20 protein-coding genes, 1 tRNA gene, 3 rRNA genes and 1 riboswitch are annotated in these 26,927 nt (G+C 56.3%); of the genes, 12 read left to right on the forward strand and 12 right to left on the reverse strand.

Features of this window, described 5'->3' with window-relative positions:
• The first annotated feature begins 41 nt into the window (after nt 1-41).
• Complete coding sequence (gene rpoC / locus SOM40_RS00990) at nt 42-4,265, forward strand: DNA-directed RNA polymerase subunit beta' (protein WP_106996046.1); 4,224 nt, start codon at nt 42-44, stop codon at nt 4,263-4,265.
• Between the two features lie 157 nt (nt 4,266-4,422).
• Here rpoC and SOM40_RS00995 read toward each other — a convergent pair whose 3' ends face one another.
• The 9 genes from SOM40_RS00995 to rsd all read right to left on the reverse strand — a co-directional run bounded on the left by SOM40_RS00995 (nt 4,423) and on the right by rsd (nt 11,441).
• Nucleotides 4,423-4,740 (reverse strand): PTS lactose/cellobiose transporter subunit IIA, encoded by a 318-nt coding sequence (locus SOM40_RS00995; protein ID WP_032615888.1) that lies wholly within the window; start codon nt 4,738-4,740, stop codon nt 4,423-4,425.
• A 3-nt stretch (nt 4,741-4,743) separates the two neighbouring features.
• Nucleotides 4,744-5,049, reverse strand: a complete 306-nt coding sequence (locus SOM40_RS01000) for a PTS sugar transporter subunit IIB (protein WP_039028885.1) — start codon at nt 5,047-5,049, stop codon at nt 4,744-4,746.
• Between the two features lie 291 nt (nt 5,050-5,340).
• A complete protein-coding gene (gene thiH, locus SOM40_RS01005) occupies nt 5,341-6,474 on the reverse strand; it encodes a 2-iminoacetate synthase ThiH (RefSeq protein WP_320530862.1) in 1,134 nt (377 codons plus the stop codon).
• Nucleotides 6,471-7,241 (reverse strand): thiazole synthase, encoded by a 771-nt coding sequence (gene thiG, locus SOM40_RS01010; RefSeq protein ID WP_225759824.1) that lies wholly within the window; start codon nt 7,239-7,241, stop codon nt 6,471-6,473. Before thiG ends, thiH begins: the two co-directional genes overlap by 4 nt.
• 1 nt (nt 7,242) lies before the next feature.
• Nucleotides 7,243-7,443 (reverse strand): sulfur carrier protein ThiS, encoded by a 201-nt coding sequence (gene thiS, locus SOM40_RS01015; protein ID WP_225759823.1) that lies wholly within the window; start codon nt 7,441-7,443, stop codon nt 7,243-7,245.
• Complete coding sequence (locus tag SOM40_RS01020; protein WP_320530863.1) at nt 7,427-8,182, reverse strand: HesA/MoeB/ThiF family protein; 756 nt, start codon at nt 8,180-8,182, stop codon at nt 7,427-7,429. The genes thiS and SOM40_RS01020 overlap by 17 nt, the downstream gene beginning before the upstream one ends.
• Nucleotides 8,175-8,810, reverse strand: a complete 636-nt coding sequence (gene thiE, locus SOM40_RS01025; protein ID WP_225759821.1) for a thiamine phosphate synthase — start codon at nt 8,808-8,810, stop codon at nt 8,175-8,177. The genes SOM40_RS01020 and thiE overlap by 8 nt, the downstream gene beginning before the upstream one ends.
• Entirely contained in the window at nt 8,810-10,705 is a 1,896-nt protein-coding gene (thiC, locus tag SOM40_RS01030; RefSeq protein ID WP_320530864.1) for a phosphomethylpyrimidine synthase ThiC, read from the reverse strand. The genes thiE and thiC overlap by 1 nt, the downstream gene beginning before the upstream one ends.
• Before the next feature lie 76 nt (nt 10,706-10,781).
• Nucleotides 10,782-10,890, reverse strand: a riboswitch (TPP riboswitch).
• A gap of 53 nt (nt 10,891-10,943) precedes the next feature.
• A complete protein-coding gene (gene rsd / locus SOM40_RS01035) occupies nt 10,944-11,441 on the reverse strand; it encodes a sigma D regulator (RefSeq protein ID WP_225759819.1) in 498 nt (165 codons plus the stop codon).
• A gap of 95 nt (nt 11,442-11,536) precedes the next feature.
• On the opposite strand from rsd, the gene nudC reads away from it, so the two are divergent.
• The 6 genes from nudC (at nt 11,537) to SOM40_RS01065 (ending at nt 15,893) form a co-directional block, all read left to right on the forward strand.
• Complete coding sequence (gene nudC / locus SOM40_RS01040; protein WP_262662369.1) at nt 11,537-12,310, forward strand: NAD(+) diphosphatase; 774 nt, start codon at nt 11,537-11,539, stop codon at nt 12,308-12,310.
• A 42-nt stretch (nt 12,311-12,352) separates the two neighbouring features.
• Entirely contained in the window at nt 12,353-13,417 is a 1,065-nt protein-coding gene (gene hemE / locus SOM40_RS01045) for a uroporphyrinogen decarboxylase (RefSeq protein WP_166181244.1), read from the forward strand.
• Nucleotides 13,418-13,426: 9 nt separating this feature from the next.
• Nucleotides 13,427-14,098: a deoxyribonuclease V gene (nfi, locus tag SOM40_RS01050; protein ID WP_106996057.1), complete on the forward strand. Its 672-nt coding sequence runs from the start codon at nt 13,427-13,429 to the stop codon at nt 14,096-14,098.
• 41 nt (nt 14,099-14,139) lie between these two features.
• Nucleotides 14,140-14,730: a YjaG family protein gene (locus SOM40_RS01055; protein WP_106996058.1), complete on the forward strand. Its 591-nt coding sequence runs from the start codon at nt 14,140-14,142 to the stop codon at nt 14,728-14,730.
• A gap of 186 nt (nt 14,731-14,916) precedes the next feature.
• The gene (gene hupA / locus SOM40_RS01060) at nt 14,917-15,189 is read left to right on the forward strand and encodes a nucleoid-associated protein HU-alpha (RefSeq protein ID WP_032615913.1); all 273 of its coding nucleotides are present in this window, start codon (nt 14,917-14,919) and stop codon (nt 15,187-15,189) included.
• Nucleotides 15,190-15,200: 11 nt separating this feature from the next.
• Entirely contained in the window at nt 15,201-15,893 is a 693-nt protein-coding gene (locus tag SOM40_RS01065) for a DUF1481 domain-containing protein (protein ID WP_106996059.1), read from the forward strand.
• Between the two features lie 58 nt (nt 15,894-15,951).
• Here the strand turns inward: SOM40_RS01065 and purD are convergent, their stop codons facing one another.
• Both purD and purH read right to left on the reverse strand, forming a co-directional pair.
• A complete protein-coding gene (gene purD / locus SOM40_RS01070) occupies nt 15,952-17,244 on the reverse strand; it encodes a phosphoribosylamine--glycine ligase (protein WP_320530865.1) in 1,293 nt (430 codons plus the stop codon).
• 15 nt (nt 17,245-17,259) lie between these two features.
• Nucleotides 17,260-18,849, reverse strand: a complete 1,590-nt coding sequence (gene purH, locus SOM40_RS01075) for a bifunctional phosphoribosylaminoimidazolecarboxamide formyltransferase/IMP cyclohydrolase (RefSeq protein WP_312189212.1) — start codon at nt 18,847-18,849, stop codon at nt 17,260-17,262.
• Nucleotides 18,850-19,409: 560 nt separating this feature from the next.
• Here purH and SOM40_RS01080 point away from each other — a divergent pair.
• The 4 genes from SOM40_RS01080 (at nt 19,410) to rrf (ending at nt 24,441) form a co-directional block, all read left to right on the forward strand.
• Nucleotides 19,410-20,951: ribosomal RNA gene (locus SOM40_RS01080) — 16S ribosomal RNA — on the forward strand.
• An 86-nt stretch (nt 20,952-21,037) separates the two neighbouring features.
• Nucleotides 21,038-21,113: transfer RNA gene (locus SOM40_RS01085), tRNA-Glu, on the forward strand.
• Nucleotides 21,114-21,323: 210 nt separating this feature from the next.
• A 23S ribosomal RNA gene (locus tag SOM40_RS01090) occupies nt 21,324-24,230 on the forward strand.
• 95 nt (nt 24,231-24,325) lie between these two features.
• A 5S ribosomal RNA gene (rrf, locus tag SOM40_RS01095) occupies nt 24,326-24,441 on the forward strand.
• Together the 16S, 23S and 5S rRNA genes with 1 tRNA gene alongside form the textbook arrangement of a ribosomal RNA operon.
• A gap of 168 nt (nt 24,442-24,609) precedes the next feature.
• Here rrf and SOM40_RS01100 read toward each other — a convergent pair.
• Nucleotides 24,610-25,761, reverse strand: a complete 1,152-nt coding sequence (locus SOM40_RS01100) for an integrase core domain-containing protein (protein WP_320529792.1) — start codon at nt 25,759-25,761, stop codon at nt 24,610-24,612.
• Nucleotides 25,762-25,976: 215 nt separating this feature from the next.
• Here SOM40_RS01100 and metA point away from each other — a divergent pair, with 215 nt between their 5' ends.
• Nucleotides 25,977-26,906, forward strand: coding sequence for a homoserine O-acetyltransferase MetA (gene metA / locus SOM40_RS01105; protein ID WP_106993899.1), 930 nt, complete (start codon nt 25,977-25,979; stop codon nt 26,904-26,906).
• Nucleotides 26,907-26,927 lie beyond the last annotated feature (21 nt).

The following is a 26,927-nucleotide window of genomic DNA, read 5'->3' on the forward strand; positions in this document are numbered from 1 at the left end:
TTCCGGCACCAGATTGTGCTAACTCCGACGGGAGCAAATCCGTGAAAGACTTATTAAAGTTTCTGAAAGCGCAAACTAAAACCGAAGAGTTTGATGCGATCAAAATTGCTCTGGCCTCGCCAGACATGATCCGTTCATGGTCTTTTGGTGAAGTTAAAAAGCCAGAAACCATCAACTACCGTACGTTCAAACCTGAGCGTGACGGCCTTTTCTGTGCGCGTATTTTCGGGCCAGTAAAAGATTACGAGTGCCTGTGCGGTAAGTACAAGCGCCTGAAACACCGTGGTGTGATCTGTGAGAAGTGCGGCGTTGAAGTGACCCAGACTAAAGTGCGTCGTGAGCGCATGGGCCACATCGAGCTGGCGTCTCCGACTGCCCACATCTGGTTCCTGAAATCTCTGCCGTCCCGTATCGGTCTGCTGCTGGATATGCCGCTGCGCGATATCGAACGTGTTCTGTACTTCGAATCTTATGTCGTTATCGAAGGCGGCATGACCAATCTGGAACGTAACCAGATCCTGACCGAAGAACAGTATCTCGACGCGCTGGAAGAGTTCGGTGACGAATTCGACGCGAAGATGGGTGCGGAAGCGATCCAGGCCCTGCTGAAGAGCATGGATCTGGAGCAAGAGTGTGAAACTCTGCGTGAAGAGCTGAACGAAACCAACTCCGAAACCAAGCGTAAAAAGCTGACCAAGCGTATCAAACTGCTGGAAGCGTTCGTTCAGTCTGGTAACAAACCAGAGTGGATGATCCTGACCGTTCTGCCGGTTCTGCCGCCAGATCTGCGTCCGCTGGTACCGCTGGATGGTGGTCGTTTCGCGACATCTGACCTGAACGATCTGTATCGTCGCGTCATTAACCGTAACAACCGTCTGAAGCGTCTGCTGGATCTGGCTGCGCCAGATATCATCGTACGCAACGAAAAACGTATGCTGCAGGAAGCGGTAGATGCCCTGCTGGATAACGGTCGTCGCGGTCGTGCGATCACCGGTTCTAACAAGCGTCCTCTGAAATCTTTGGCCGACATGATCAAAGGTAAACAGGGTCGTTTCCGTCAGAACCTGCTCGGTAAGCGTGTTGACTACTCCGGTCGTTCTGTAATCACCGTAGGTCCATACCTGCGTCTGCATCAGTGCGGTCTGCCGAAGAAAATGGCACTGGAGCTGTTCAAACCGTTCATTTACGGCAAGCTGGAACTGCGTGGCCTGGCCACCACCATCAAAGCCGCGAAGAAAATGGTTGAGCGTGAAGAAGCTGTCGTTTGGGATATCCTGGACGAAGTTATCCGCGAACACCCGGTACTGCTGAACCGTGCACCAACCCTGCACCGTCTGGGTATCCAGGCCTTTGAGCCAGTACTGATCGAAGGTAAAGCTATCCAGCTGCACCCGCTGGTCTGTGCGGCATACAACGCCGACTTCGATGGTGACCAGATGGCAGTACACGTACCGCTGACGCTGGAAGCCCAGCTCGAAGCGCGTGCGCTGATGATGTCTACCAACAACATCCTGTCCCCAGCGAACGGTGAACCAATTATCGTTCCTTCTCAGGACGTTGTACTGGGTCTGTACTACATGACCCGTGACTGTGTTAACGCCAAAGGCGAAGGCATGGTGCTGACTGGCCCTAAAGAAGCTGAGCGTATTTATCGCGCTGGCCTGGCCTCTCTGCATGCGCGTGTAAAAGTGCGTATCACCGAGTATGAAAAAGCTGAAAACGGCGAACTCGTTGCGAAAACCAGCCTGATCGACACGACCGTTGGCCGTGCGATTCTGTGGATGATCGTACCGAAAGGTCTGCCTTTCTCCATCGTCAACCAGGCGCTGGGCAAGAAAGCGATCTCCAAGATGCTGAACACCTGTTACCGCATCCTGGGCCTGAAGCCGACCGTTATCTTCGCTGACCAGACAATGTACACCGGCTTTGCTTATGCAGCGCGTTCAGGTGCCTCTGTTGGTATCGATGACATGGTCATCCCAGAGAAGAAATACGAGATTATCTCTGAAGCGGAAGCCGAAGTTGCTGAGATCCAGGAGCAGTTCCAGTCTGGTCTGGTTACCGCGGGCGAACGCTATAACAAAGTTATCGATATCTGGGCAGCGGCGAACGATCGTGTATCCAAAGCGATGATGGACAACCTGCAGACCGAAACCGTTATTAACCGTGACGGCGTCGAAGAGCAGCAGGTTTCCTTCAACAGCATCTACATGATGGCCGACTCCGGTGCGCGTGGTTCTGCAGCACAGATTCGTCAGCTGGCAGGTATGCGTGGTCTGATGGCGAAGCCAGATGGCTCCATCATCGAAACGCCAATCACCGCGAACTTCCGTGAAGGTCTGAACGTACTCCAGTACTTCATCTCTACTCACGGTGCGCGTAAAGGTCTGGCGGATACCGCACTGAAAACTGCGAACTCCGGTTATCTGACGCGTCGTCTGGTAGACGTTGCGCAGGATCTGGTTGTGACCGAAGACGATTGTGGCACCCTCGAAGGTATCACCATGACCCCGGTTATCGAGGGTGGTGATGTTAAAGAGCCACTGCGCGATCGCGTTCTGGGCCGTGTGACTGCAGAAGACATTCTGAAGCCGGGTACCGCAGACATTCTGGTTCCACGCAACACGCTGCTGCACGAGCACTGGTGTGATCTGCTGGAAGCGAACTCTGTTGACTCCGTGAAGGTACGTTCTGTCGTATCTTGTGACACCGACTTTGGTGTATGTGCGCACTGCTATGGTCGTGACCTGGCGCGTGGCCACATCATCAACAAAGGTGAAGCGATCGGTGTTATCGCGGCACAGTCCATCGGTGAGCCGGGTACACAGCTGACGATGCGTACGTTCCACATCGGTGGTGCGGCATCTCGTGCGGCTGCTGAATCCAGCATCCAGGTGAAGAACAAAGGTAGCATCAAGCTCAGCAACGCGAAGTCGGTTGTAAACTCTGCCGGTAAACTGGTAGTGACTTCCCGTAACACCGAGCTGAAGCTGATCGACGAATTCGGTCGTACCAAAGAGAGCTATAAAGTGCCTTACGGTGCTGTTATGGCGAAAGGCGATGGCGAACAGGTTGCTGGCGGCGAAACCGTAGCGAACTGGGATCCACACACCATGCCGGTAATCACCGAAGTGGCTGGTTTCATTCGCTTTACCGATATGATCGACGGCCAGACGATTACTCGTCAGACCGACGACCTGACCGGTCTCTCTTCCCTGGTGGTTCTGGATTCTGCAGAACGTACCGCGGGTGGTAAAGATCTGCGTCCAGCACTGAAAATCGTTGATGCTAACGGTAACGACGTTCTGATCCCGGGCACTGACATGCCGGCTCAGTACTTCCTGCCAGGTAAAGCGATTGTTCAGCTGGAAGATGGTATTCAGATCGGTGCGGGTGATGCTCTGGCGCGTATTCCTCAGGAATCCAGCGGTACCAAAGATATCACCGGTGGTCTGCCACGCGTTGCGGACCTGTTCGAAGCACGTCGTCCGAAAGAGCCGGCAATCCTGGCTGAAATCAGCGGTATCATTTCCTTCGGTAAAGAGACCAAAGGGAAGCGCCGTCTGGTGATCACGCCGCTGGATGGCAGCGATCCGTACGAAGAGATGATTCCAAAATGGCGTCAGCTCAACGTGTTTGAAGGTGAACGTGTAGAACGTGGTGACGTGGTTTCCGACGGTCCGGAAGCACCGCACGACATTCTGCGTCTTCGTGGCGTCCACGCGGTAACGCGTTACATCACCAACGAAGTACAGGACGTTTACCGTCTGCAAGGCGTTAAGATCAACGATAAGCACATCGAAGTTATCGTTCGTCAGATGCTGCGTAAAGCCACCATCGTGAATGCCGGTAGCTCCGACTTCCTCGAAGGTGAGCAGGTTGAATACTCTCGCGTCAAGATTGCTAACCGCGATCTGGAGTCGAATGGCAAGCTCAGTGCGACCTTCGCACGTGACCTGCTGGGTATCACCAAAGCGTCTCTGGCAACCGAGTCCTTCATCTCCGCGGCATCGTTCCAGGAGACCACTCGTGTGCTTACCGAAGCAGCCGTTGCGGGCAAACGCGACGAACTGCGCGGTCTGAAAGAGAACGTTATCGTGGGTCGTCTGATCCCGGCCGGTACCGGTTATGCGTACCACCAGGATCGTATGCGCCGTCGCGCAGCGGGCGAAATCCCTGCTGCACCACAGGTGACTGCTGAAGATGCATCTGCCAGCCTGGCAGAGCTGCTGAACGCAGGCCTGGGCGGTTCTGACAACGAGTAATCGTTACGTCAGCCCATAAAAAAACCCGCTTCGGCGGGTTTTTTTTTGCGCTTATCCGGCTGGGGTTCGGTGCTGCTATTGCCGGGTGGCGCTGCGCTTACCCGGCCTACGGTTCGGGGTCGTCGTAGGCCCGGTAAGCGTAGCGCCACCGGGCGTGTTAGTTCACCAGCGGCAACCGACGATACAGCTCGATCATGTCGCCCGCCAGATCCTGAATCACCATCGCGTTCATCAGGTGGTCCTGAGAGTGAACGGTAATCAGGTTAACCGGCAGCTTGCCGGTTCCTTCATCCATACCAATCAGCTTCGTCTGGATGGTGTGCGCATGCTTAACAAATTCGCGCGATTCTTCCATCGCCTTTTCCGCATCGGCAAAATCGCCTTTGCGCGCCATCTGCAATGCGGTTAGTGCTGAGCTACGGGCTGCACCGGCATTCACCAGCAGCTCCATAATGATGGTTTCTAAATCTTCCATGGGTCACTCCAGCAGTTTGAGGGCTTTTTCGAGAACGGCATCGCCTTTCATCATGCCGTAATCCATCATGTCGATAACGGCGACTTTTTTACCCAGCGGTTCTGCCTGTGCCTGGAGATTATTGAGTTCGTATTTGACCTGCGGGCCAAGCAACACAATGTCGGCTGCGGCGATTTCATCTTTAAACTCAGCAACCGGTACGGCTTTGATGGTTACTTCGACCCCTTTTTTCTGCGCGGCGTCTTTCATGCGTTGGACCAGCATGCTGGTGGACATTCCCGCTGCACAGCATAAAACGATGTTCTTCATAGTCAGCCTCAATGTACATGTGTTTATTGATAATTATCCCGCGCAGCTCGCTTCGACAACCGCGTTACCGCGATTGTGTGTGAGTCATCACAAAGAAACCCGCATTTTCTGAAACCGGTTACAACTGTTACAGAGCAGGGAAGGCAGGGCGAAACGAGGAAGAAGCTTTCCGCCCTGGTCAGCATCCCCTGCTGACGTAGTAAGCGTAAAAAATAGATACCCAGGCTGGCAATGGCCCGTTGATGAAGTTACGTGAAGCCTCGTAATAACTTCTTCGGCTTACACTCTTTTTCAGCCTGACTGCGAGGCGCGTCCCAGCCAGCTATCCCAGTCTTTCCATACCGGCTGCAATCCCTGCTGGCTGAGCGCCCCGGCCACCTCTTCCGGGCGACGGTTATCGTGCGGCGCAAACTGCTCCAGCTCGGGATGGTCGTCGGCATAACCGCCGGGCTGAGTTTTAGAAAAGGCGCTGACGTTGTTGATCGCCAGGGGAATGACGCGATCGCGAAACGCCGGCGACTCCCGGGTCGACAGGGACAGCTCCACCTCCGGCGCCAACAGACGAAACGCGCAGATGGTCTGCACCAACTGGCGTTCATCCATGATCGACGCGGGCTGGATCCCACCGGCACACGGGCGCAGTCGGGGGAAGGAGATGGAATACCGGCTCTGCCAGTAGTGTTGCTGCAACCACAGGAGATGTTCCGCCACCATAAAGTTGTCGACCCGCCAGCTGTCGGAGAGCCCGGTTAATGCCCCGAGGCCGATCTTGTCGATCCCGGCGCGACCCAGCCGATCCGGGGTCTCCAGCCGCCAGAAGAAGTCCTGCTTTTTTCCTTTCAGGTGGTGCTGAGCATACACCGCCTCGTGGTAGGTCTCCTGATAGACCAGCACGCCATCCAGCCCCAGCGTTTTCAGCTCGCCATATTCGGCCTGTGACAGGGGTTGCACCTCCATCTGCAACGAGGCGAACTGGCGGCGAATGGCCGGGAGATGGCGGCGAAAATAGTCCATTCCGACCTTAGTCTGGTGTTCGCCGGTGACCAGCAGCAGATGCTCAAAGCCCATCTCGCGGATCGCGGCACACTCCCGGGCAATCTCATTTTCATCCAGCGTTTTGCGCTTGATGTGATTACTCATTGAGAAGCCGCAGTAGGTGCAGTCGTTGGCGCACAGGTTGGAGAGATAGAGCGGGACATAAAAGCTCACCGTATTGCCAAAACGCTGACGGGTCAGGCGCTGGGCACGCTGGGCCATCGGCTCCAGATACGCGCTGGCGGCGGGGGAGAGCAGGGCCATCATGTCCTCGCGCGACGGCTGCCGGGCATTCAGGGCGCGCTCAACGTCCGCCGGGGTTTTGCTGTTGATGCGCAGGCGAATATCGTCCCAGTTGAGCTGGCGCCAGCGATCGGTAAAGGTATTCATGAGAAGGCCTCCAGAAACCCGGTTAACGGGCTGGTGGCCTGAGCTTCAAGGCTGCGGGAGCCGGGGCCTGACTGGCGGGCCAATACGCCAGCCTCCACCGCCAGACGAAACGCCCGGGCCATCATCACCGGATCGTCCGCAACCGCAATGGCGGTGTTAACCAGCACCGCATCGGCCCCCATCTCAAGCGCCTGCGCGGCATGGCTGGGCACGCCGATCCCGGCATCCACCACTACCGGCACGGTCGCCTGTTGAATGATGATCTCCAGCATCGCACGGGTCTCCAGCCCCTGGTTGGAACCAATCGGCGCCCCGAGTGGCATCACCGCCGCGCAGCCCGCCTCTTCGAGCCGTTTGCACAGCACCGGATCGGCCCCGCAGTACGGCAGCACCGTGAACCCCTCTTTGACCAGCATCTCCGCCGCTTTCAGCGTCTCGATGGGATCGGGCAGCAACCAGCGGGCATCGGGATGGATCTCCAGCTTGAGCCAGCGTGTCCCCAGCGCCTCGCGCGCCAGCCGGGCGGCGAACACGGCTTCCTCCGCGGTTTTGGCCCCGGAAGTATTGGGCAGCAGAGTGACGCCCGCCGCCAGCAGCGGGGCCAGAATGGCGTCATTGTGATTGCGCAGGTCGACGCGCTTCATCGCCAGGGTCACCAGCTGGCTGCCGCTCTCACGAATGGCGTCCACCATCAGCTGCGGCGAGGCGAACTTGCCGGTGCCGGTAAATAAATGAGAATCAAAACTTTTATCCGCAATGCGTAACATTTCAGCCTCCGGCAATCACCTGAAAGAGCAGGATCTGATCGCCTTCGCGAACCTGCTGTTTATCCCACTGCTCGCGCGGCAGGATCTGTTGATTCAGGGCCAGTGCGACCCCGGGTTTTAACTGGCGCAGCTGGTGGAGCAGGGTGGCGACGGTTAAGCCGTCCACGCACTGCATCGGTTCATCGTTAAACAGGATCCGCATGCTGGCCTCCACATACCTGGCAGCCACTGGCGCGCTGCAGGGCCAGCTGCCGCCAGTTTCCTGCCCGGGCATCAAACAGGCGCAGCGCATTGCGCGGGGACTCGATGCCGCTGAGCAGCTTGATCGCCTCCAGCGCCTGTAAGGTTCCCATCACGCCCACCACCGGCCCGACGATACCCGCGGTGCGGCAGTTGCGTTGCGGCTCGTCGTCTTCCGGCCACAGGCAGCGGTAGCAGCCCTGCGTCCAGGGCGGCGTCAGCACCATCATCTGCCCGCCAAAGCCGACGGCGCTGGCGGTGATGAGCGGGGTGTTGAGCATTACGCAGGCGGCGTTGATCGCCTGGCGGGTGGCCATGTTATCGGTGCAGTCCAGCACCACGTCGGCGCGGGCGATCTCCTCCTGCAGGGCCTGGCCTTCCAGGCGAGTCTGCAGGGCAATCAGCCGGATATCCGGATTGAGCTGCTGCAAACGGCGCTGCGTCACCTGCGCTTTCGGCTGGGCGATATCGTCGGTGGTAAACATAATCTGGCGCTGCAAATTACTCAGATGCACCTCGTCATCGTCGGCCAGCACCAGCGTGCCGATCCCGGCCCCGGCCAGGTACAGCGCCGCCGGGGCACCTAACCCGCCAAGGCCGATCAGTAACACCCGGCTGGCGAGCAGCTTCTGCTGCCCGTCAATGGCGATATCCTCCAGCAGGATCTGACGGCTGTAGCGCATAAAGTCACGGTCATTCATCGTCCACCCCCGCCAGTTGCAGTAGCTGCGCCGTTGCCGCCTGCCACTCCTCGGCCTGAGTGATGGCGCTGACTACCGCAATGCTGCCCACCCCGGTCGCCAACACCGCCGGGGCGCGTTCAAGGCTGATACCGCCGATGGCGACGGTAGGGTAATCCGCAAGGCGTTCGATATGCCGGGCCAGCTGTTCCAGCCCCTGAGGGGCGGAAGGCATCTGCTTGGTCTGAGTGGGGAAAACGTGCCCCAGGGCGATGTAGGAGGGACGCGCTGCCAGCGCCACGTCGATCTCCATGTCGTCATGGGTCGAGACGCCGAGGCGTAATCCGGCGGCGCGAATGGCCTCAAGATCGGTGGTTTCCAGATCCTCCTGACCCAGATGCACACCGTAAGCCTGATGCTTGATCGCCAGCCGCCAGTAGTCGTTGATGAACAGGCGGGCGTCGTAGCGACGCCCCAGGGCAATGGCCGCCACGATATCGGCCTCCACCTCATCATCCTGCTTATCCTTGATACGCAGCTGGATAGTTTTTACGCCCGCGGCCAGCAGACGTTCGATCCAGGCCACGCTGTTGACCACCGGATAGAGTCCGAGACGAAAGGGCACCGAAGGAAAGTTGGGCTGATACATTACGCCTCCTCTTTCTTGAGATAGATCTCGCCGCCCCGGGCGCGGAAGGTTTCCGACATGTCAGCCATCCCCACTTCGATGGTCTGCGCCGCGGCGTAATCCCGCACCTCCTGGCTGATTTTCATCGAGCAGAATTTCGGTCCACACATGGAGCAGAAGTGCGCCACTTTGCCGGACTCCTGGGGCAGGGTTTCGTCGTGATAGGCGCGGGCGGTGAACGGGTCGAGGGCGAGGTTGAACTGATCTTCCCAGCGGAATTCGAAGCGCGCTTTCGACATGGCGTTATCGCGGATCTGTGCCCCCGGATGGCCCTTCGCCAGGTCGGCGGCATGGGCAGCAATCTTGTAGGTAATCAGTCCCTGTTTGACGTCCTCTTTGTTCGGCAGGCCAAGGTGCTCTTTCGGCGTGACGTAGCAAAGCATGGCGCAGCCAAACCAGCCGATCATCGCCGCACCAATCCCGGAGGTGAAGTGGTCATAGCCCGGTGCGATATCGGTGGTCAACGGTCCGAGGGTGTAGAACGGCGCTTCGTGGCAGTGCTCCAGCTCCTCGGTCATGTTGCGGCGGATCATCTGCATTGGCACGTGGCCCGGACCTTCAATCATCACCTGGACGTCATACTCCCAGGCGATTTTGGTCAGCTCGCCCAGGGTATGGAGTTCGGCAAACTGCGCTTCGTCGTTGGCGTCGCGAATGGAGCCCGGACGCAAGCCGTCGCCCAGCGACAGGGAGACGTCGTACGCGGCGCAGATTTCGCAGATCTCGCGGAAGTGCTCATACAGGAAGTTCTCCTGATGATGGGAGAGGCACCATTTCGCCATGATCGAACCGCCGCGGGAGACGATGCCGGTCAGGCGTTTAGCGGTCATCGGCACGTAGCGCAGCAGCACGCCTGCATGAATGGTGAAGTAGTCCACGCCCTGCTCGGCCTGCTCCAGCAGGGTATCGCGGAACGCTTCCCAGGTGAGATCTTCCGCAATGCCGTTTACCTTCTCCAGCGCCTGGTAGATAGGTACCGTCCCGATCGGCACCGGGCTGTTACGCAGGATCCACTCGCGGGTTTCGTGAATATAGCGCCCGGTAGAGAGGTCCATCACCGTGTCCGCACCCCAGCGGGTGGACCAGACCAGTTTCTCTACCTCTTCTTCGATGGAGGAGGTGACTGCCGAATTACCGATGTTGGCGTTCACCTTCACCAGGAAGTTACGCCCGATGATCATCGGCTCTGATTCCGGGTGGTTGATGTTGGCCGGGATAATGGCGCGACCCGCGGCCACTTCGTCACGGACAAATTCCGGGGTGATGTTCTCCGGCAGGCGGGCACCAAAGCCTTCGCCCGGATGCTGATGGCGCAGCACTTCACCACGAATGCGCTCGCGGCCCATGTTTTCGCGGATGGCGATAAACTCCATCTCCGGCGTCACGATCCCCTGGCGGGCGTAGTGCAACTGGGTCACGCACTTGCCCGCTCTGGCACGCTTCGGCGTCAGCAGGCCGGTGAAGCGCAGCTCGTCCAGACCGTCGTCGGCCAGCCGCTCCCGGGTATAGGCCGAGCTTTGCTCGTTCAGGGCTTCGCAGTCGTTGCGGGCGTCAATCCACGGCTGGCGCACCCTGGCCAGCCCCTGCTGGACGTTAATGGCAATCGCCGGATCGCCATAAGGCCCGGAGGTGTCGTAGACCGGTACCGCTTCGTTCTCTTCAAACTGCGGGTTCTCTTTGCTGCCGCCGATCAGCGTCGGGCTGAGCTGGATCTCGCGCATTGGCACGCGGATATCATCCTGCGAACCCGTCAGATAGATGCGTTTCGAGTTAGGGAAAGCGGTGCCTTCCAGGGTGTCGATAAAGTGTTGGGCGTGTGCGCGCTGTTCGCGGCGGGTCATTTTTGTGGCAGACATAGCTCGTTCCAGTAAGTTCAGGAAGTGGCTTGTCAGACGACGGATGAAGCAAGAGAGGATCGCCCTTGGGCGATACAATAAATTGACTCTTGTTCCCTTCGCAGGTCTTAACCTGATCAGGTTCCGCGGATCCCGAATTAACGGTCTCAGCCCGGCTTTCGCACTGGGCACTCCGACAAGAATATGCTCCCCTACAGCGGGAGCAGTGAATGTAAACTACGCGTTAACGAGAAATAACTCAAGCCGGTCGGGCGACGTTATCTTCGTTACTCACTTTCAGATTGTGATCCAGCGCAAGGGCGATCAGGTTGTCTTCCAGGGTGAAGCGTTGCTCCAGCGCCTCGCCGATATCGGAGAGCGCCTGCTGGAATTCGAGATAGTTATCCTGATCGATGGCGTTTTCGAGCGTGGAGTCGTAGTAATCCATGATTTGCTGAGTATTGGCTTCCAGCAGGGGGTAGAGTCTGGTGGCGGCTAACTGCGGGCTATCACCTTCCAGGTCACGGATAATGCGCTCATAAATATTGAAATGCCCGTTAGAAAGGTAATCGACCAGACTCTGACAAAAATCGTCCAGCGCTTTTTCGTTGAGGCGCATATAAGATTCTTTGCCAGGCTTAATGCCAACGAGATTGTAATAGGCAACAAGCAGATGTTTACGCACGTGCAGCCAGCGATCGACCAGTTTGTTACTTCCGCCAACGCGCTCTGTCAGGTTTTCTAGCTGGTTTAGCATGTTTGACTCCGCAAGGTTAAGATTAAAAGCTGCCCACCCAAAATGTAATAGTAATGTTACCAACATGCCTGTGAAGCAAAGGTAGTGCAATAGATATGGATCGTATAATTGAAAAATCGGATCGCGGCTGGTGGTTAGTCAGCCATGAACAAAAATTATGGTTGCCCGGTGGTGAATTACCCTATGGCGAAGCAAATAATTTCGATCTTGCGGGGCAACACGCACTAAATATTGGTGAGTGGAAAGGCGATTCTGTGTGGTTGATCCAACAAAATCGCCGTCACGATATGGGATCGGTGCGCCAGGTGCTCGATCTCGAGGTTGGCCTGTTCCAGCTGGCGGGTCGTGCTGTGCAGTTGGCCGAGTTTTATCGCTCGCATAAATTCTGTGGCTACTGCGGCCACACCATGCACCCGAGCAAAACCGAGTGGGCGATGCTCTGCAGCCACTGCCGGGAACGCTATTACCCGCAAATTGCCCCGTGCATCATCGTCGCCATCCGCCGGGATGATTCCATTTTGCTGGCGCAACACACTCGTCATCGCAACGGGGTACATACCGTACTGGCCGGGTTTGTCGAAGTGGGCGAAACCCTCGAGCAGGCCGTGGCGCGGGAAGTGATGGAGGAGAGCGGCATCAAGGTGAAGAACCTGCGCTATGTCACTTCCCAGCCGTGGCCGTTCCCGCAATCGCTGATGACCGCCTTTATGGCCGAGTACGACAGCGGCGAGATCGTCATCGACCCGAAAGAGTTGCTGTCCGCCGACTGGTATCGCTACGACGATTTGCCGCTGCTGCCACCGCCCGGTACCGTGGCGCGCCGGCTGATAGAAGATACGGTGGCAATGTGTCGGGCTGACGATGTGTGAGACATGTTACACTGGAGATAAGACGCTTAAGGAACTGCAAAAATGACCGAACTGAAGAACGATCGTTATCTGCGTGCGCTGCTGCGCCAACCCGTTGATGTCACTCCGGTATGGATGATGCGCCAGGCGGGCCGCTATTTGCCGGAGTACAAAGCCACGCGCGCGCAGGCGGGCGATTTTATGTCGCTGTGCAAAAATGCGGAGCTGGCCTGCGAAGTGACGCTTCAGCCGCTGCGCCGCTATCCGCTGGACGCGGCGATCCTCTTCTCTGACATCCTGACCATCCCGGACGCCATGGGGCTGGGCCTGTACTTTGAGACCGGCGAAGGCCCGCGCTTTAGCTCGCCGATTAAGAGCAAAGCGGATATCGACAATCTGCCGATCCCGGACCCGGAGCAGGAGCTCGGTTATGTGATGAATGCGGTGCGTACCATTCGTCGCGAGCTGAAAGGCGAGGTGCCGCTAATCGGCTTCTCCGGCAGCCCGTGGACGCTGGCGACCTACATGATCGAAGGCGGCAGCAGCAAAGCCTTTACCGTCATCAAGAAGATGATGTATGCCGATCCGCTGGCGCTGCATGCCCTGCTGGATAAGCTGGCGAAAAGCGTCACCCTGTACCTGAACGCGCAGATCAAAGCGGGCGCCCAGTCGGTGATGATCTTCGATACCTGGGGTGGCGTGCTGACGGGTCGCGATTATCAGCAATTCTCGCTCTACTACATGCATAAAATCGTCGATGGCCTGCTGCGTGAAAACGAAGGCCGTCGCGTGCCGGTAACCCTGTTCACCAAAGGCGGTGGTCAGTGGCTGGAAGCCCTGGCAGCAACCGGTTGTGATGCGCTGGGCCTCGACTGGACCACCGATATTGCCGATGCTCGCCGCCGCGTAGGAGACAAAGTCGCCCTGCAGGGCAACATGGATCCGTCTATGCTGTATGCTCCGGCCGCCCGTATTGAAGAAGAAGTCGCGACCATTCTGGCGGGCTTCGGTCAGGGCGAGGGCCATGTGTTTAACCTGGGGCACGGTATTCATCAGGATGTACCGCCAGAACATGCAGGCGTGTTTGTGGAGGCGGTGCACCGACTTTCTGCCCAGTATCACCTCTAAGGAGTCGTTATGGATCTTGCATCACTTCGCGCTCAACAACTTAAACTGGCTGCGTCGGTCTCCCGTGAAGACCGGCTGGATAAAGACCCACCCGCGCTGATTGCCGGGGCGGATGTCGGGTTTGAGCAGGGTGGAGAGGTGACGCGGGCGGCGATAGTGCTCCTGACCTGGCCCGGGCTGGAGCTGGTGGAGTACCAGGTGGCGCGCATTGCCACCACCATGCCCTATATCCCCGGCTTCCTCTCTTTTCGTGAATATCCCGCGCTGCTGGCGGCGTGGGATCAGCTTTCCCGAAGACCCGATCTGCTGTTCGTAGATGGCCACGGGATCTCCCATCCGCGCCGTCTCGGCGTCGCCAGCCATTTCGGCATGCTGGTAGATGTCCCGACCATCGGGGTGGCGAAAAAGCGCCTCTGCGGCAAGTTTGAACCCCTGTCGGCCGAACCCGGCGCGCTGGCACCCTTGATGGACAAAGGCGAGCAGCTGGCCTGGGTCTGGCGCAGCAAGGCGCGCTGTAATCCGCTGTTCATCGCCACCGGTCATCGCGTCAGTACTGACACCGCCCTGGCGTGGGTTCAGCGCTGCATGAAAGGCTATCGATTACCCGAGCCGACCCGCTGGGCCGATGCGGTGGCTTCCGGGCGTCCGGCTTTTGTTCGTTGGCAGGAAATTCAGCGCTGATTCAGGTAAACTGCCGCTAATTTTCGATTCGAGACATCATCATGTTACAAAACCCGATTCACCTGCGCCTCGAGAAGCTGGAAAGCTGGCAGCATGTCACCTTTATGGCCTGTCTGTGCGAACGCATGTACCCGAACTACGCCATGTTCTGCAAGCAGACCGAATTTGGTGACGGCCAGCTGTATCGCCGTATTCTCGATCTGGTGTGGGAGACGCTGACGGTCAAAGATGCGAAGGTGAACTTCGATTCTCAGCTCGATAAGCTGGAAGAGGCGATCCCGGCGGCTGATGACTATGATGTCTATGGCGTCTATCCGGCGATTGATGCCTGCGTGGCATTAAGTGAACTGATTCACTCGCGCCTGAGTGGCGAAACGCTCGAGCATGCCATCGAAGTCAGTAAGGCTTCAATTACGTCAGTGGCGATGCTGGAGATGACCCAGGAAGGTCGGGAAATGACCGATGAAGAGCTCCGTTTAAACCCGGCGGTTGAGCAGGAATGGGACATTCAGTGGGAAATATTCCGTTTGCTGGCAGAGTGCGAAGAACGCGATATCGAGCTGATCAAAGGTCTGCGTGCAGACTTGCGTGAGGCTGGCGAGAGTAACATTGGTATAAATCTTCACCAGTGAAACAATAAAACGTGATTTTACGCCTGTTTTGTCATACCTGTACTCTTCCCTTCTGCCCCCCGTCTGGTCTACATTTGGGGGGCGAAAAAAAGTGGCTATCGGTGCGTGTATGCAGGAGAGTGCTTTTTTGGCATTTTCGTCGCACTCGATGCTTAGCAAGCGATAAACACATTGAAAGGATAACTTATGAACAAGACTCAACTGATTGATGTAATTGCGGACAAGGCTGATCTGTCTAAAGTGCAGGCTAAAGCTGCTCTGGAATCCACCCTGGCTGCTATTACTGAGTCTCTGAAAGAAGGCGATGCTGTACAACTGGTAGGTTTCGGTACCTTCAAAGTGAACCACCGCGCTGAGCGTACTGGCCGCAACCCGCAGACCGGTAACGAGATCAAAATCGCTGCAGCTAACGTGCCAGCATTTGTATCTGGCAAAGCACTGAAAGACGCAGTTAAGTAAGCCGCGTAGCAGTGAACAGTTTTATCGAGGGGGCGGTTTCGCCCCTTTTGTCTGTCTGGCGCCAGGCAATGGCGCTGGCAGGCATACTTTTGCTGTCGGCCTGCAGCCATGACGCCTCTCTGCCGCCTTTTACTGCCAGCGGTTACGCTGACAATCAGGGTGCGGTACGTATCTGGCGTAAAGACACCGACGATGAAGTCCATCTGCTCTCCGCCTTTAGTCCCTGGCACAGCGGCAGTACCACGACCAGCGAGTACAGCTGGCAGGGTGATACGCTTACCCTTATCGACGTGAATATCTACAGTAAGGTGCCCGAGCATGTGCGGGTGCGTTTTGACGACCATGGTGAGCTGAGCTTTATGCAGCGCGAAATCGGCGGTCATAAGCAGCAACTCTCAACCGACCAAATTGACCTCTACCGCTACCGTGCTGACCAGGTTCGTCAGACCAGTGACGCGCTGCGACAGGGGCGGGTAGTGCTGCATCAGGGGCGCTGGCATGCCGATGGCACAGTGACCACCTGCGAAGGCCAGACCCTGAAACCGGATCTTGATAGCTGGGCGACGGAACATATCGGACGCCGTCAGAGCCACTCCTCCATGGAAGTGAGCGTCGCGTGGCTGGAAGCGCCGGAAGGATCACAGCTGCTGCTGGTGGCGAACGAAGATTTCTGTACCTGGCAGCCGACAGAGAAAAGCTTTTGATGGGGCCGCGATCGGTTCCCTCTCCCCTGTGGGGAGAGGGCCAGGGTGAGGGGAAAACCTACTCCCCTTGCTCCCGCGCAATCGCTCGATAACCAATATCGCTACGGCTGAAGCTACCGTTCCAGCGAATGTCCGCCATCAGGGCATAGGCACGCTGCTGTGCTTCTGCGACGGTATGACCCAGCGCGGTGGCGCACAGGACGCGGCCCCCGTTGGTCAGCACGCGATCGTCATCAGACAGCGTCGTGCCAGCATGGAACACCTTCGCGCCTTCTACCTGTTCCAGCGGCAGACCGTGGATTTCATCCCCGGTGCTGTAGTTGCCCGGATAACCGCCCGCTGCAATTACCACGCCCAGCGATGCGCGTTCGTCCCACTCGGAGGTTTTCTTGTCCAGCTTGCCTTCGCAGGCCGCCAGGCACAGATCCACCAGATCGGATTTCATGCGCAGCATGATCGGCTGAGTTTCCGGATCGCCAAAGCGGCAGTTGAACTCGATCACCTTCGGGTTGCCCTGCTTGTCGATCATCAGGCCCGCATAGAGGAAGCCGGTGTAGGTATTGCCTTCCGCCGCCATGCCTTTCACGGTTGGCCAGACGATGCGGTCCATGGTGCGCTGGTGAACTTCATCGGTCACCACCGGCGCAGGGGAGTAAGCCCCCATCCCACCGGTATTCGGACCGGTATCCGCATCGCCAACGCGCTTATGGTCCTGGCTGGTGGCCATCGGCAGCACGTGCTCGCCGTCGACCATCACGATAAAGCTCGCCTCTTCCCCGTCGAGGAACTCTTCGATCACGATACGGTGGCCCGCATCGCCAAAAGCGTTACCCGCCAGCATATCCTGAACCGCGGCTTCGGCTTCTTCGAGGGTCATCGCCACGATCACGCCTTTACCGGCAGCCAGACCGTCGGCTTTAATCACAATCGGGGCGCCTTTTTCACGTAAGTAAGCCAGGGCTGGCTCGACTTCAGTGAAGTTCTGGTATTCCGCGGTCGGGATGTTGTGACGCGCGAGGAAATCTTTGGTGAAGGCTTTAGAGCCTTCCAGCTGGGCGGCACCTTCGGTCGGACCGAAGATGGTCAGGCCCGCAGCGCGGAAGGCATCCACCACGCCAATCACCAGCGGCGCTTCCGGGCCGACGATGGTCAGATCGATCTTCTCGTTCTGGGCAAAGCTCAGCAGCGCCGGGATATCGGTCACGCTGATGGCGACGTTCTGCAGGGCGGGCTCCAGTGCGGTACCGGCGTTACCCGGGGCCACGAAGACGGTTTTCACCTGCGCAGACTGCGCCGCTTTCCACGCCAGGGCGTGCTCGCGCCCGCCGTTACCAATCACTAATACTTTCATTCTCTGCTCCGGGAATTAATGGCGGAAATGACGCATGTCGGTGAAGATCATCGCGATGCCGTGTTCGTCAGCCGCGGCAATGACTTCGTCATCGCGGATAGAACCGCCAGGCTGGATCACGCAGGTGATGCCTACCGCTGCCGCCGCATCGATACCGTCACGGAACGGGAAGAAGGCGTCAGAGGCCATGGCAGAACCTTTCACTTCCAGCCCTTCATCACCTGCCTTGATACCGGCAATTTTCGCGGAGTAGACGCGGCTCATCTGGCCTGCGCCTATCCCGATGGTCATGTTCTCTTTCGCATAGACGATGGCGTTGGATTTCACGAACTTCGCCACTTTCCAGCAGAACAGCGCATCACGCAGTTCCTGTTCGGTCGGCTGACGCTTGCTGACCACGCGCAGGTCGGCTTCTGTCACCATACCCAGGTCGCGATCCTGAACCAGCAGACCGCCGTTCACACGTTTGAAGTCCAGGCCCGGAACGCGCTCCGCCCACTGGCCACAGGTCAGCACGCGCACGTTCTGTTTCGCCGCGGTGATTTTCAGGGCTTCTTCAGTAGCAGAAGGGGCGATAATCACTTCAACGAACTGACGGGAGATGATTGCCTGAGCGGTTTCAGCATCCAGCTCGCGGTTGAAGGCGATAATGCCGCCGAACGCAGAGGTCGGGTCGGTTTTGTATGCGCGATCGTAAGCATCCAGAATCGAGGTGCTGACCGCCACGCCGCATGGGTTAGCGTGCTTGACGATCACGCAGGCTGGCTCGCTGAACTCTTTCACGCACTCCAGCGCCGCGTCGGTGTCCGCGATGTTGTTATAGGAAAGCGCTTTGCCCTGAACCTGCTGCGCTGTCGCAACGGAGGCTTCTTTTACTTCTTCTTCTATATAGAAGGCTGCCTGCTGGTGGCTGTTCTCACCGTAACGCATATCCTGCTTCTTAATGAAGTTCAGGTTTAAGGTACGAGAGAAGCGGCCGGACGGTTCGTTGCTTGCGCCGTGATAGGCAGGTACCAGGCTACCGAAGTAGTTGGCAATCATGCTGTCGTAGGCGGCGGTATGTTCGAAGGCTTTAATCGCGAGGTCAAAACGGGTTTCGAGATTCAGGGAGCCTTCGTTGGCATCCATCTCGTTAATGATGGCGTCGTAGTCGCTGCTCTTCACGACGATGGCGACATCTTTATGGTTCTTGGCGGCGGAGCGCACCATGGTTGGGCCGCCGATATCGATATTCTCTACGGCGTCTTCCAGCGAGCAGCCTTCACGGGCAACGGTCTGGGCGAATGGATAGAGGTTAACGACAACCATATCGATTGGCGCGATCCCGTGCTGATCCATAATGCCGTCATCCTGACCGCGACGACCCAGGATGCCACCGTGAACTTTCGGGTGCAGGGTTTTGACACGTCCATCCATCATTTCCGGGAAACCGGTGTAATCGGACACTTCGGTTACCGGCAGGCCTTTCTCTGCTAACAGGCGGGCAGTACCGCCAGTGGACAGCAGCTCCACACCACGTGCAGAAAGTGCCTGAGCGAATTCGACGATACCGGCTTTATCAGAAACACTGAGCAGAGCGCGGCGGACTGGACGACGTTGTTGCATGGTAAATCCCCTGGATTTGACGATTACAGAGAGCGTTAGGTGAGTTTTCTACATAAAAACTCAACTAACACACCTGGCGGGGCCACTTTATTTAGCGCGAGCATTTTAACGAAAACGTTTGCGCAACGCTCGCACATTTTCACTTTTTCGTCGCATTGTGGATAAGTCTGTGAGTAATCAGGTATAAGGCGGGGTTTTGCTGGGGAATGCAGCAGTCAGTCATTTTTCTGTCATTTAAGGGTTGCGGCTCCGGGAGAACTCCCTATAATGCGCCTCCATCGACACGGCAGATGTGAATCACTTCACACAAACAGCCGGGTCGGTTGAAGAGAAAAGCGAAAATAAACGCTTGACTCTGAAAGAGGAAAGCGTAATATACGCCACCTCGCAACGGTGAGCGAAAGCCGCGTTGCACTGCTCTTTAACAATTTATCAGACAATCTGTGTGGGCACTCAAAGTGACATGGATTCTTAACGTCGCAAGACGAAAAATGAATACCAAAGTCTCTGAGTGAACATACGTAATTCATTACGAAGTTTAATTCACGAGCATCAAACTTAAATTGAAGAGTTTGATCATGGCTCAGATTGAACGCTGGCGGCAGGCCTAACACATGCAAGTCGAACGGTAGCACAGAAGAGCTTGCTCTTCGGGTGACGAGTGGCGGACGGGTGAGTAATGTCTGGGAAACTGCCTGATGGAGGGGGATAACTACTGGAAACGGTAGCTAATACCGCATAACGTCGCAAGACCAAAGAGGGGGACCTTCGGGCCTCTTGCCATCAGATGTGCCCAGATGGGATTAGCTAGTAGGTGGGGTAATGGCTCACCTAGGCGACGATCCCTAGCTGGTCTGAGAGGATGACCAGCCACACTGGAACTGAGACACGGTCCAGACTCCTACGGGAGGCAGCAGTGGGGAATATTGCACAATGGGCGCAAGCCTGATGCAGCCATGCCGCGTGTATGAAGAAGGCCTTCGGGTTGTAAAGTACTTTCAGCGAGGAGGAAGGCGGTGAGGTTAATAACCTCATCGATTGACGTTACTCGCAGAAGAAGCACCGGCTAACTCCGTGCCAGCAGCCGCGGTAATACGGAGGGTGCAAGCGTTAATCGGAATTACTGGGCGTAAAGCGCACGCAGGCGGTCTGTCAAGTCGGATGTGAAATCCCCGGGCTCAACCTGGGAACTGCATTCGAAACTGGCAGGCTAGAGTCTTGTAGAGGGGGGTAGAATTCCAGGTGTAGCGGTGAAATGCGTAGAGATCTGGAGGAATACCGGTGGCGAAGGCGGCCCCCTGGACAAAGACTGACGCTCAGGTGCGAAAGCGTGGGGAGCAAACAGGATTAGATACCCTGGTAGTCCACGCCGTAAACGATGTCGACTTGGAGGTTGTTCCCTTGAGGAGTGGCTTCCGGAGCTAACGCGTTAAGTCGACCGCCTGGGGAGTACGGCCGCAAGGTTAAAACTCAAATGAATTGACGGGGGCCCGCACAAGCGGTGGAGCATGTGGTTTAATTCGATGCAACGCGAAGAACCTTACCTACTCTTGACATCCAGAGAACTTAGCAGAGATGCTTTGGTGCCTTCGGGAACTCTGAGACAGGTGCTGCATGGCTGTCGTCAGCTCGTGTTGTGAAATGTTGGGTTAAGTCCCGCAACGAGCGCAACCCTTATCCTTTGTTGCCAGCGGTTAGGCCGGGAACTCAAAGGAGACTGCCAGTGATAAACTGGAGGAAGGTGGGGATGACGTCAAGTCATCATGGCCCTTACGAGTAGGGCTACACACGTGCTACAATGGCGCATACAAAGAGAAGCGACCTCGCGAGAGCAAGCGGACCTCATAAAGTGCGTCGTAGTCCGGATTGGAGTCTGCAACTCGACTCCATGAAGTCGGAATCGCTAGTAATCGTAGATCAGAATGCTACGGTGAATACGTTCCCGGGCCTTGTACACACCGCCCGTCACACCATGGGAGTGGGTTGCAAAAGAAGTAGGTAGCTTAACCTTCGGGAGGGCGCTTACCACTTTGTGATTCATGACTGGGGTGAAGTCGTAACAAGGTAACCGTAGGGGAACCTGCGGTTGGATCACCTCCTTACCTTAAAGAACCTGCCTTTGCAGTGTCCACACAGATTGTCTGATGAAAAGTAAAAAGCAAGGCGTCTTGCCGAAGCAGACTTTAGTGTCCCCTTCGTCTAGAGGCCCAGGACACCGCCCTTTCACGGCGGTAACAGGGGTTCGAATCCCCTAGGGGACGCCACTTGCTGGTTTGTGAGTGAAAGTCACCTGCCTTTATATCTCAAAACTAACTCTCTGAGTTACGTTTGAGATATTTGCTCTTTAAAAATCTGGATCAAGCTGAAAATTGAAACGACACACTGTGTCTGCTCTCCGTAATAAGAGCAGATGGTAGGTGTGTTCGAGTCTCTCAAATTTTCGCAATCAGAAGTGAAACAGCTTCGGGTTGTGAGGTTAAGCGACTAAGCGTACACGGTGGATGCCTAGGCAGTCAGAGGCGATGAAGGACGTGCTAATCTGCGATAAGCGTCGGTAAGGTGATATGAACCGTTATAGCCGACGATTTCCGAATGGGGAAACCCAGTGTGATTCGTCACACTATCGTTAAGTGAATACATAGCTTAACGAAGCGAACCAGGGGAACTGAAACATCTAAGTACCCTGAGGAAAAGAAATCAACCGAGATTCCCCCAGTAGCGGCGAGCGAACGGGGAGCAGCCCAGAGTCTGAATCAGCATGTGTGTCAGTGGAAGCGTCTGGAAAGTCGCAGGGTACAGGGTGATACTCCCGTACACGAAGATACACTTGCTGTGAACTCGAAGAGTAGGGCGGGACACGTGGTATCCTGTCTGAATATGGGGGGACCATCCTCCAAGGCTAAATACTCCTGACTGACCGATAGTGAACCAGTACCGTGAGGGAAAGGCGAAAAGAACCCCGGCGAGGGGAGTGAAAAAGAACCTGAAACCGTGTACGTACAAGCAGTGGGAGCCTGATTCGTCAGGTGACTGCGTACCTTTTGTATAATGGGTCAGCGACTTATATTCTGTAGCAAGGTTAACCGTATAGGGGAGCCGAAGGGAAACCGAGTCTTAACTGGGCGTTAAGTTGCAGGGTATAGACCCGAAACCCGGTGATCTAGCCATGGGCAGGTTGAAGGTTGGGTAACACTAACTGGAGGACCGAACCGACTAATGTTGAAAAATTAGCGGATGACTTGTGGCTGGGGGTGAAAGGCCAATCAAACCGGGAGATAGCTGGTTCTCCCCGAAAGCTATTTAGGTAGCGCCTCGTGAATTCATCTCCGGGGGTAGAGCACTGTTTCGGCTAGGGGGCCATCCCGGCTTACCAACCCGATGCAAACTGCGAATACCGGAGAATGTTATCACGGGAGACACACGGCGGGTGCTAACGTCCGTCGTGAAGAGGGAAACAACCCAGACCGCCAGCTAAGGTCCCAAAGTCATGGTTAAGTGGGAAACGATGTGGGAAGGCACAGACAGCCAGGATGTTGGCTTAGAAGCAGCCATCATTTAAAGAAAGCGTAATAGCTCACTGGTCGAGTCGGCCTGCGCGGAAGATGTAACGGGGCTAAACCATGCACCGAAGCTGCGGCAGCGACACTATGTGTTGTTGGGTAGGGGAGCGTTCTGTAAGCCGTTGAAGGTGGACTGTGAGGTCTGCTGGAGGTATCAGAAGTGCGAATGCTGACATAAGTAACGATAAAGCGGGTGAAAAACCCGCTCGCCGGAAGACCAAGGGTTCCTGTCCAACGTTAATCGGGGCAGGGTGAGTCGACCCCTAAGGCGAGGCCGAAAGGCGTAGTCGATGGGAAACAGGTTAATATTCCTGTACTCGGTGTTACTGCGAAGGGGGGACGGAGAAGGCTATGTTGGCCGGGCGACGGTTGTCCCGGTTTAAGCATGTAGGCGGAGGTTCCAGGTAAATCCGGAACCTTACTAACGCTGAGGTGTGATGACGAGGCACTACGGTGCTGAAGCAACAAATGCCCTGCTTCCAGGAAAAGCCTCTAAGCATCAGGTAACATCAAATCGTACCCCAAACCGACACAGGTGGTCAGGTAGAGAATACCAAGGCGCTTGAGAGAACTCGGGTGAAGGAACTAGGCAAAATGGTGCCGTAACTTCGGGAGAAGGCACGCTGATGGTAGGTGAAGCGACTTGCTCGTGGAGCTGAAATCAGTCGAAGATACCAGCTGGCTGCAACTGTTTATTAAAAACACAGCACTGTGCAAACACGAAAGTGGACGTATACGGTGTGACGCCTGCCCGGTGCCGGAAGGTTAATTGATGGGGTTAGCGGCAACGCGAAGCTCTTGATCGAAGCCCCGGTAAACGGCGGCCGTAACTATAACGGTCCTAAGGTAGCGAAATTCCTTGTCGGGTAAGTTCCGACCTGCACGAATGGCGTAATGATGGCCAGGCTGTCTCCACCCGAGACTCAGTGAAATTGAAATCGCTGTGAAGATGCAGTGTACCCGCGGCAAGACGGAAAGACCCCGTGAACCTTTACTATAGCTTGACACTGAACACTGGTCCTTGATGTGTAGGATAGGTGGGAGGCTTTGAAGCGTGGACGCCAGTCTGCGTGGAGCCAACCTTGAAATACCACCCTTTAATGGCTGGTGTTCTAACGTGGACCCGTAATCCGGGTTGCGGACAGTGTCTGGTGGGTAGTTTGACTGGGGCGGTCTCCTCCTAAAGAGTAACGGAGGAGCACGAAGGTTAGCTAATCCTGGTCGGACATCAGGAGGTTAGTGCAATGGCATAAGCTAGCTTGACTGCGAGAGTGACGGCTCGAGCAGGTGCGAAAGCAGGTCATAGTGATCCGGTGGTTCTGTATGGAAGGGCCATCGCTCAACGGATAAAAGGTACTCCGGGGATAACAGGCTGATACCGCCCAAGAGTTCATATCGACGGCGGTGTTTGGCACCTCGATGTCGGCTCATCACATCCTGGGGCTGAAGTAGGTCCCAAGGGTACGGCTGTTCGCCGTTTAAAGTGGTACGCGAGCTGGGTTTAGAACGTCGTGAGACAGTTCGGTCCCTATCTGCCGTGGGCGCTGGAGAATTGAGGGGGGCTGCTCCTAGTACGAGAGGACCGGAGTGGACGCATCACTGGTGTTCGGGTTGTCATGCCAATGGCACTGCCCGGTAGCTAAATGCGGAAAAGATAAGTGCTGAAAGCATCTAAGCACGAAACTTGCCCCGAGATGAGTTCTCCCTGACCCTTTAAGGGTCCTGAAGGAACGTTGAAGACGACGACGTTGATAGGTCGGGTGTGTAAGCGCAGCGATGCGTTGAGCTAACCGATACTAATGAACCGTGAGGCTTAACCTTACAACGCCGAAGCTGTTTCGGCGGATTTGAAAGACGATTTTCAGCTGATACAGATTACTCAGGCCGCACACGCTGCGTCCTGACAACAGAATTTGCCTGGCGGCTGTAGCGCGGTGGTCCCACCTGACCCCATGCCGAACTCAGAAGTGAAACGCCGTAGCGCCGATGGTAGTGTGGGGTCTCCCCATGCGAGAGTAGGGAACTGCCAGGCATCAATTAAAGAAACCCCGTACCGGAAGGTGCGGGGTTTTTTTGCCGTCTGCGCCTTACCGGGCCTACGGGGCCTGTAGGCCCGGTAAGCGTAGCGCCACCGGGCAACACCTGTGTATGACCGGATACACAGGTGGCACATCAGACCGGGAACACAGGTAACACTTTTCTAGTCTATCCGGATCACACTCTGGGTTTTCCGGTCATAGTACGCAAGCGTTATTCCATTGAAGATGATGGCCTCAAGGCCATCATCCTGCTCTTCCAGCATGACGAACTCCCCGATCAACGCTTCACTCAGGAACACCATTTTTCCCATATAAAGTGCCCCTTTCGACATCACCTTATGCAGCCGGGCTCCTGCCGGATAGGTGAACTCCGGAACCCTGCCATCCCAGCGCCGTCCGGAGGGTGTCCAGACGGTTCCGGGTGTTGCCCCGTTCAGCGCTTCATGGGGCCTTTCATGATTAAATTCCTTCCGGTAATGGCTGAACCAGACCTGCTGCTCCTCCATCGTCATGAAGGTATTGCCATGTTTCAGCGCGCTTTTCAGGGAACGGTGCATGCGTTCGTGCCGCCCGTTTTCCTCCGGATGACCCAGCCGGATACGTTCCGGCCTGACGCCCAGCTTTATCAGCCAGACCGCAAGACGGCTTAACCCGGCGATACCTGTCCCCGCGAAGGGCTGACCGTTGTCGGTTCTGAGCACCTCCGGGAGCCCGTACTCCAGGAACGCATCAGTCAGGCACTGTCTGACGAAGGGCTCGCTCTCCCGGTCCGTTCCCCGGCAGCTCAGCAGATACCGGCTGTGGTTATCGGTCAGGGTGAAGGGGTGGCAGTATTCCCTGCTCAGCAGCCTGAACCTGCCCTTAAAGTCCGCGCTCCAGACCTGATTGTTCTCACTGATGGTGGTCAGGGGCTGGCGGTTGCCCGGCGTCCGGCGTTTTCGCTTTTTATCCGGAACCAGGCCCTCCCGTTTAAGGATATCGCCGATGGTACTGGCGGCAGGCACGGTAAAACCGACATGATGATTGAGGCACCACATCCGCAGTTTTTTGGGCCCCCAGTCAGGGTGCTTTTGCCGCAGGGCCGTCAGGTAAGCCGCGATACCATCCGGAACGGACCGGGAGTGCGAGTGCGGGGCACGGGAGTGGTCAGAGAGGGATGAGAGGTCATCCGGGTCGAAGCGTTGAAGCCATTTATAGCCGGTCTTGCGGCTGATGCCGAAGAGCCGACAGAGGGCGGAAAAGGAGTCCGTGCCTGCGTGGCAGGCACGGATAAAATCAAGGCGTTGCATGGGTCGGGTCTCAGTCCAGGGCATAGCGAGTCTCCTCTTCTATGCCAGTTATAACTGTTACCCATGTATCCGGTCTAAAGTGTTACCCATGTTTCCGGTTCATACCCCTGCCGCACCCAATCCCTTCCTTGAAACTTTCTCACCTTTCACATGCAGACTCGACATTTGCCTGATTCCTGGTTATTGTCAGCTATCTGGATGTCTAAACGTTTATACGTATGCTTTGAGGATTTAAGGTTATGCCGATTCGGGTGCAGGACGAGCTACCAGCCGTCAATTTCTTGCGTGATGAAAATGTCTTTGTGATGAAGGCATCGCGCGCTACAGGTCAGGAAATTCGTCCTCTGAAGGTGCTTATCCTCAACCTGATGCCAAAGAAGATTGAGACTGAAAACCAGTTCCTCCGTTTGCTCTCTAACTCCCCGCTGCAGGTCGATATTCAGCTGCTGCGTATTGATGCGCGTGAGTCCCGCAACACACCTTCAGAGCATCTCAATAACTTCTACTGCAACTTCGATGATATCCGCGACGAGAATTTCGATGGCCTGATTGTCACCGGCGCACCACTGGGCCTGGTAGAGTTCAACGACGTGGCCTACTGGCCACAAATCAAGCAGGTGCTGGAGTGGGCTAAAGATCATGTCACTTCCACGCTGTTTGTCTGCTGGGCAGTGCAGGCTGCACTCAATATTCTTTATGGCATACCTAAGCAGACCCGGAGCGAAAAACTGTCGGGCGTCTATGAGCACCATATTCTGCACCCCCATGCGTTGCTGACACGTGGCTTCGATGATTCCTTCCTGGCCCCTCATTCACGCTATGCCGATTTCCCGGCTGCACTGATCCGCGACTACACCGATCTGGAGATCCTCGCCGAGAGCGAAGAGGGTGATGCCTACCTGTTCGCCAGCAAAGACAAGCGTATTGCTTTTGTCACCGGCCATCCGGAATACGATCCCGATACCCTGGCGAGCGAATATTTCCGTGATGTCGAAGCGGGTTTGAACCCGGACGTGCCGTACAACTATTTCCCGCAAAACGATCCACAGAACAAACCGCGGGCAACCTGGCGCAGCCATGGCAATCTGCTGTTTACTAACTGGCTCAACTATTACGTCTACCAGATCACGCCATACGATCTGCGCCACATGAATCCGACGCTGGAGTAATCCTCTGAGGATCCTCATCCT

It is taken from the genome of Leclercia sp. CFBP8987 (genome assembly GCF_034044995.2).
Taxonomy (GTDB): Bacteria; Pseudomonadota; Gammaproteobacteria; order Enterobacterales; family Enterobacteriaceae; genus Enterobacter; species Enterobacter tamurae.

Coding starts and splice junctions, on each gene's coding strand:
- hupA (WP_032615913.1), top strand. CDS start 14,917: ATGAACAAGACTCAACTGATTGATGTAATTGCGGACAAGGCTGATCTG.
- nfi (WP_106996057.1), top strand. CDS start 13,427: ATGGATCTTGCATCACTTCGCGCTCAACAACTTAAACTGGCTGCGTCG.
- thiG (WP_225759824.1), bottom strand. CDS start 7,241: ATGTTACGCATTGCGGATAAAAGTTTTGATTCTCATTTATTTACCGGC.
- hemE (WP_166181244.1), top strand. CDS start 12,353: ATGACCGAACTGAAGAACGATCGTTATCTGCGTGCGCTGCTGCGCCAA.
- thiS (WP_225759823.1), bottom strand. CDS start 7,443: ATGCGGATCCTGTTTAACGATGAACCGATGCAGTGCGTGGACGGCTTA.
- purH (WP_312189212.1), bottom strand. CDS start 18,849: ATGCAACAACGTCGTCCAGTCCGCCGCGCTCTGCTCAGTGTTTCTGAT.
- metA (WP_106993899.1), top strand. CDS start 25,977: ATGCCGATTCGGGTGCAGGACGAGCTACCAGCCGTCAATTTCTTGCGT.
- SOM40_RS01000 (WP_039028885.1), bottom strand. CDS start 5,049: ATGAAGAACATCGTTTTATGCTGTGCAGCGGGAATGTCCACCAGCATG.
- thiE (WP_225759821.1), bottom strand. CDS start 8,810: ATGTATCAGCCCAACTTTCCTTCGGTGCCCTTTCGTCTCGGACTCTAT.
- thiH (WP_320530862.1), bottom strand. CDS start 6,474: ATGAATACCTTTACCGATCGCTGGCGCCAGCTCAACTGGGACGATATT.
- nudC (WP_262662369.1), top strand. CDS start 11,537: ATGGATCGTATAATTGAAAAATCGGATCGCGGCTGGTGGTTAGTCAGC.
- SOM40_RS01020 (WP_320530863.1), bottom strand. CDS start 8,182: ATGAATGACCGTGACTTTATGCGCTACAGCCGTCAGATCCTGCTGGAG.
- SOM40_RS01055 (WP_106996058.1), top strand. CDS start 14,140: ATGTTACAAAACCCGATTCACCTGCGCCTCGAGAAGCTGGAAAGCTGG.
- rsd (WP_225759819.1), bottom strand. CDS start 11,441: ATGCTAAACCAGCTAGAAAACCTGACAGAGCGCGTTGGCGGAAGTAAC.
- SOM40_RS00995 (WP_032615888.1), bottom strand. CDS start 4,740: ATGGAAGATTTAGAAACCATCATTATGGAGCTGCTGGTGAATGCCGGT.
- thiC (WP_320530864.1), bottom strand. CDS start 10,705: ATGTCTGCCACAAAAATGACCCGCCGCGAACAGCGCGCACACGCCCAA.
- purD (WP_320530865.1), bottom strand. CDS start 17,244: ATGAAAGTATTAGTGATTGGTAACGGCGGGCGCGAGCACGCCCTGGCG.
- SOM40_RS01100 (WP_320529792.1), bottom strand. CDS start 25,761: ATGCCCTGGACTGAGACCCGACCCATGCAACGCCTTGATTTTATCCGT.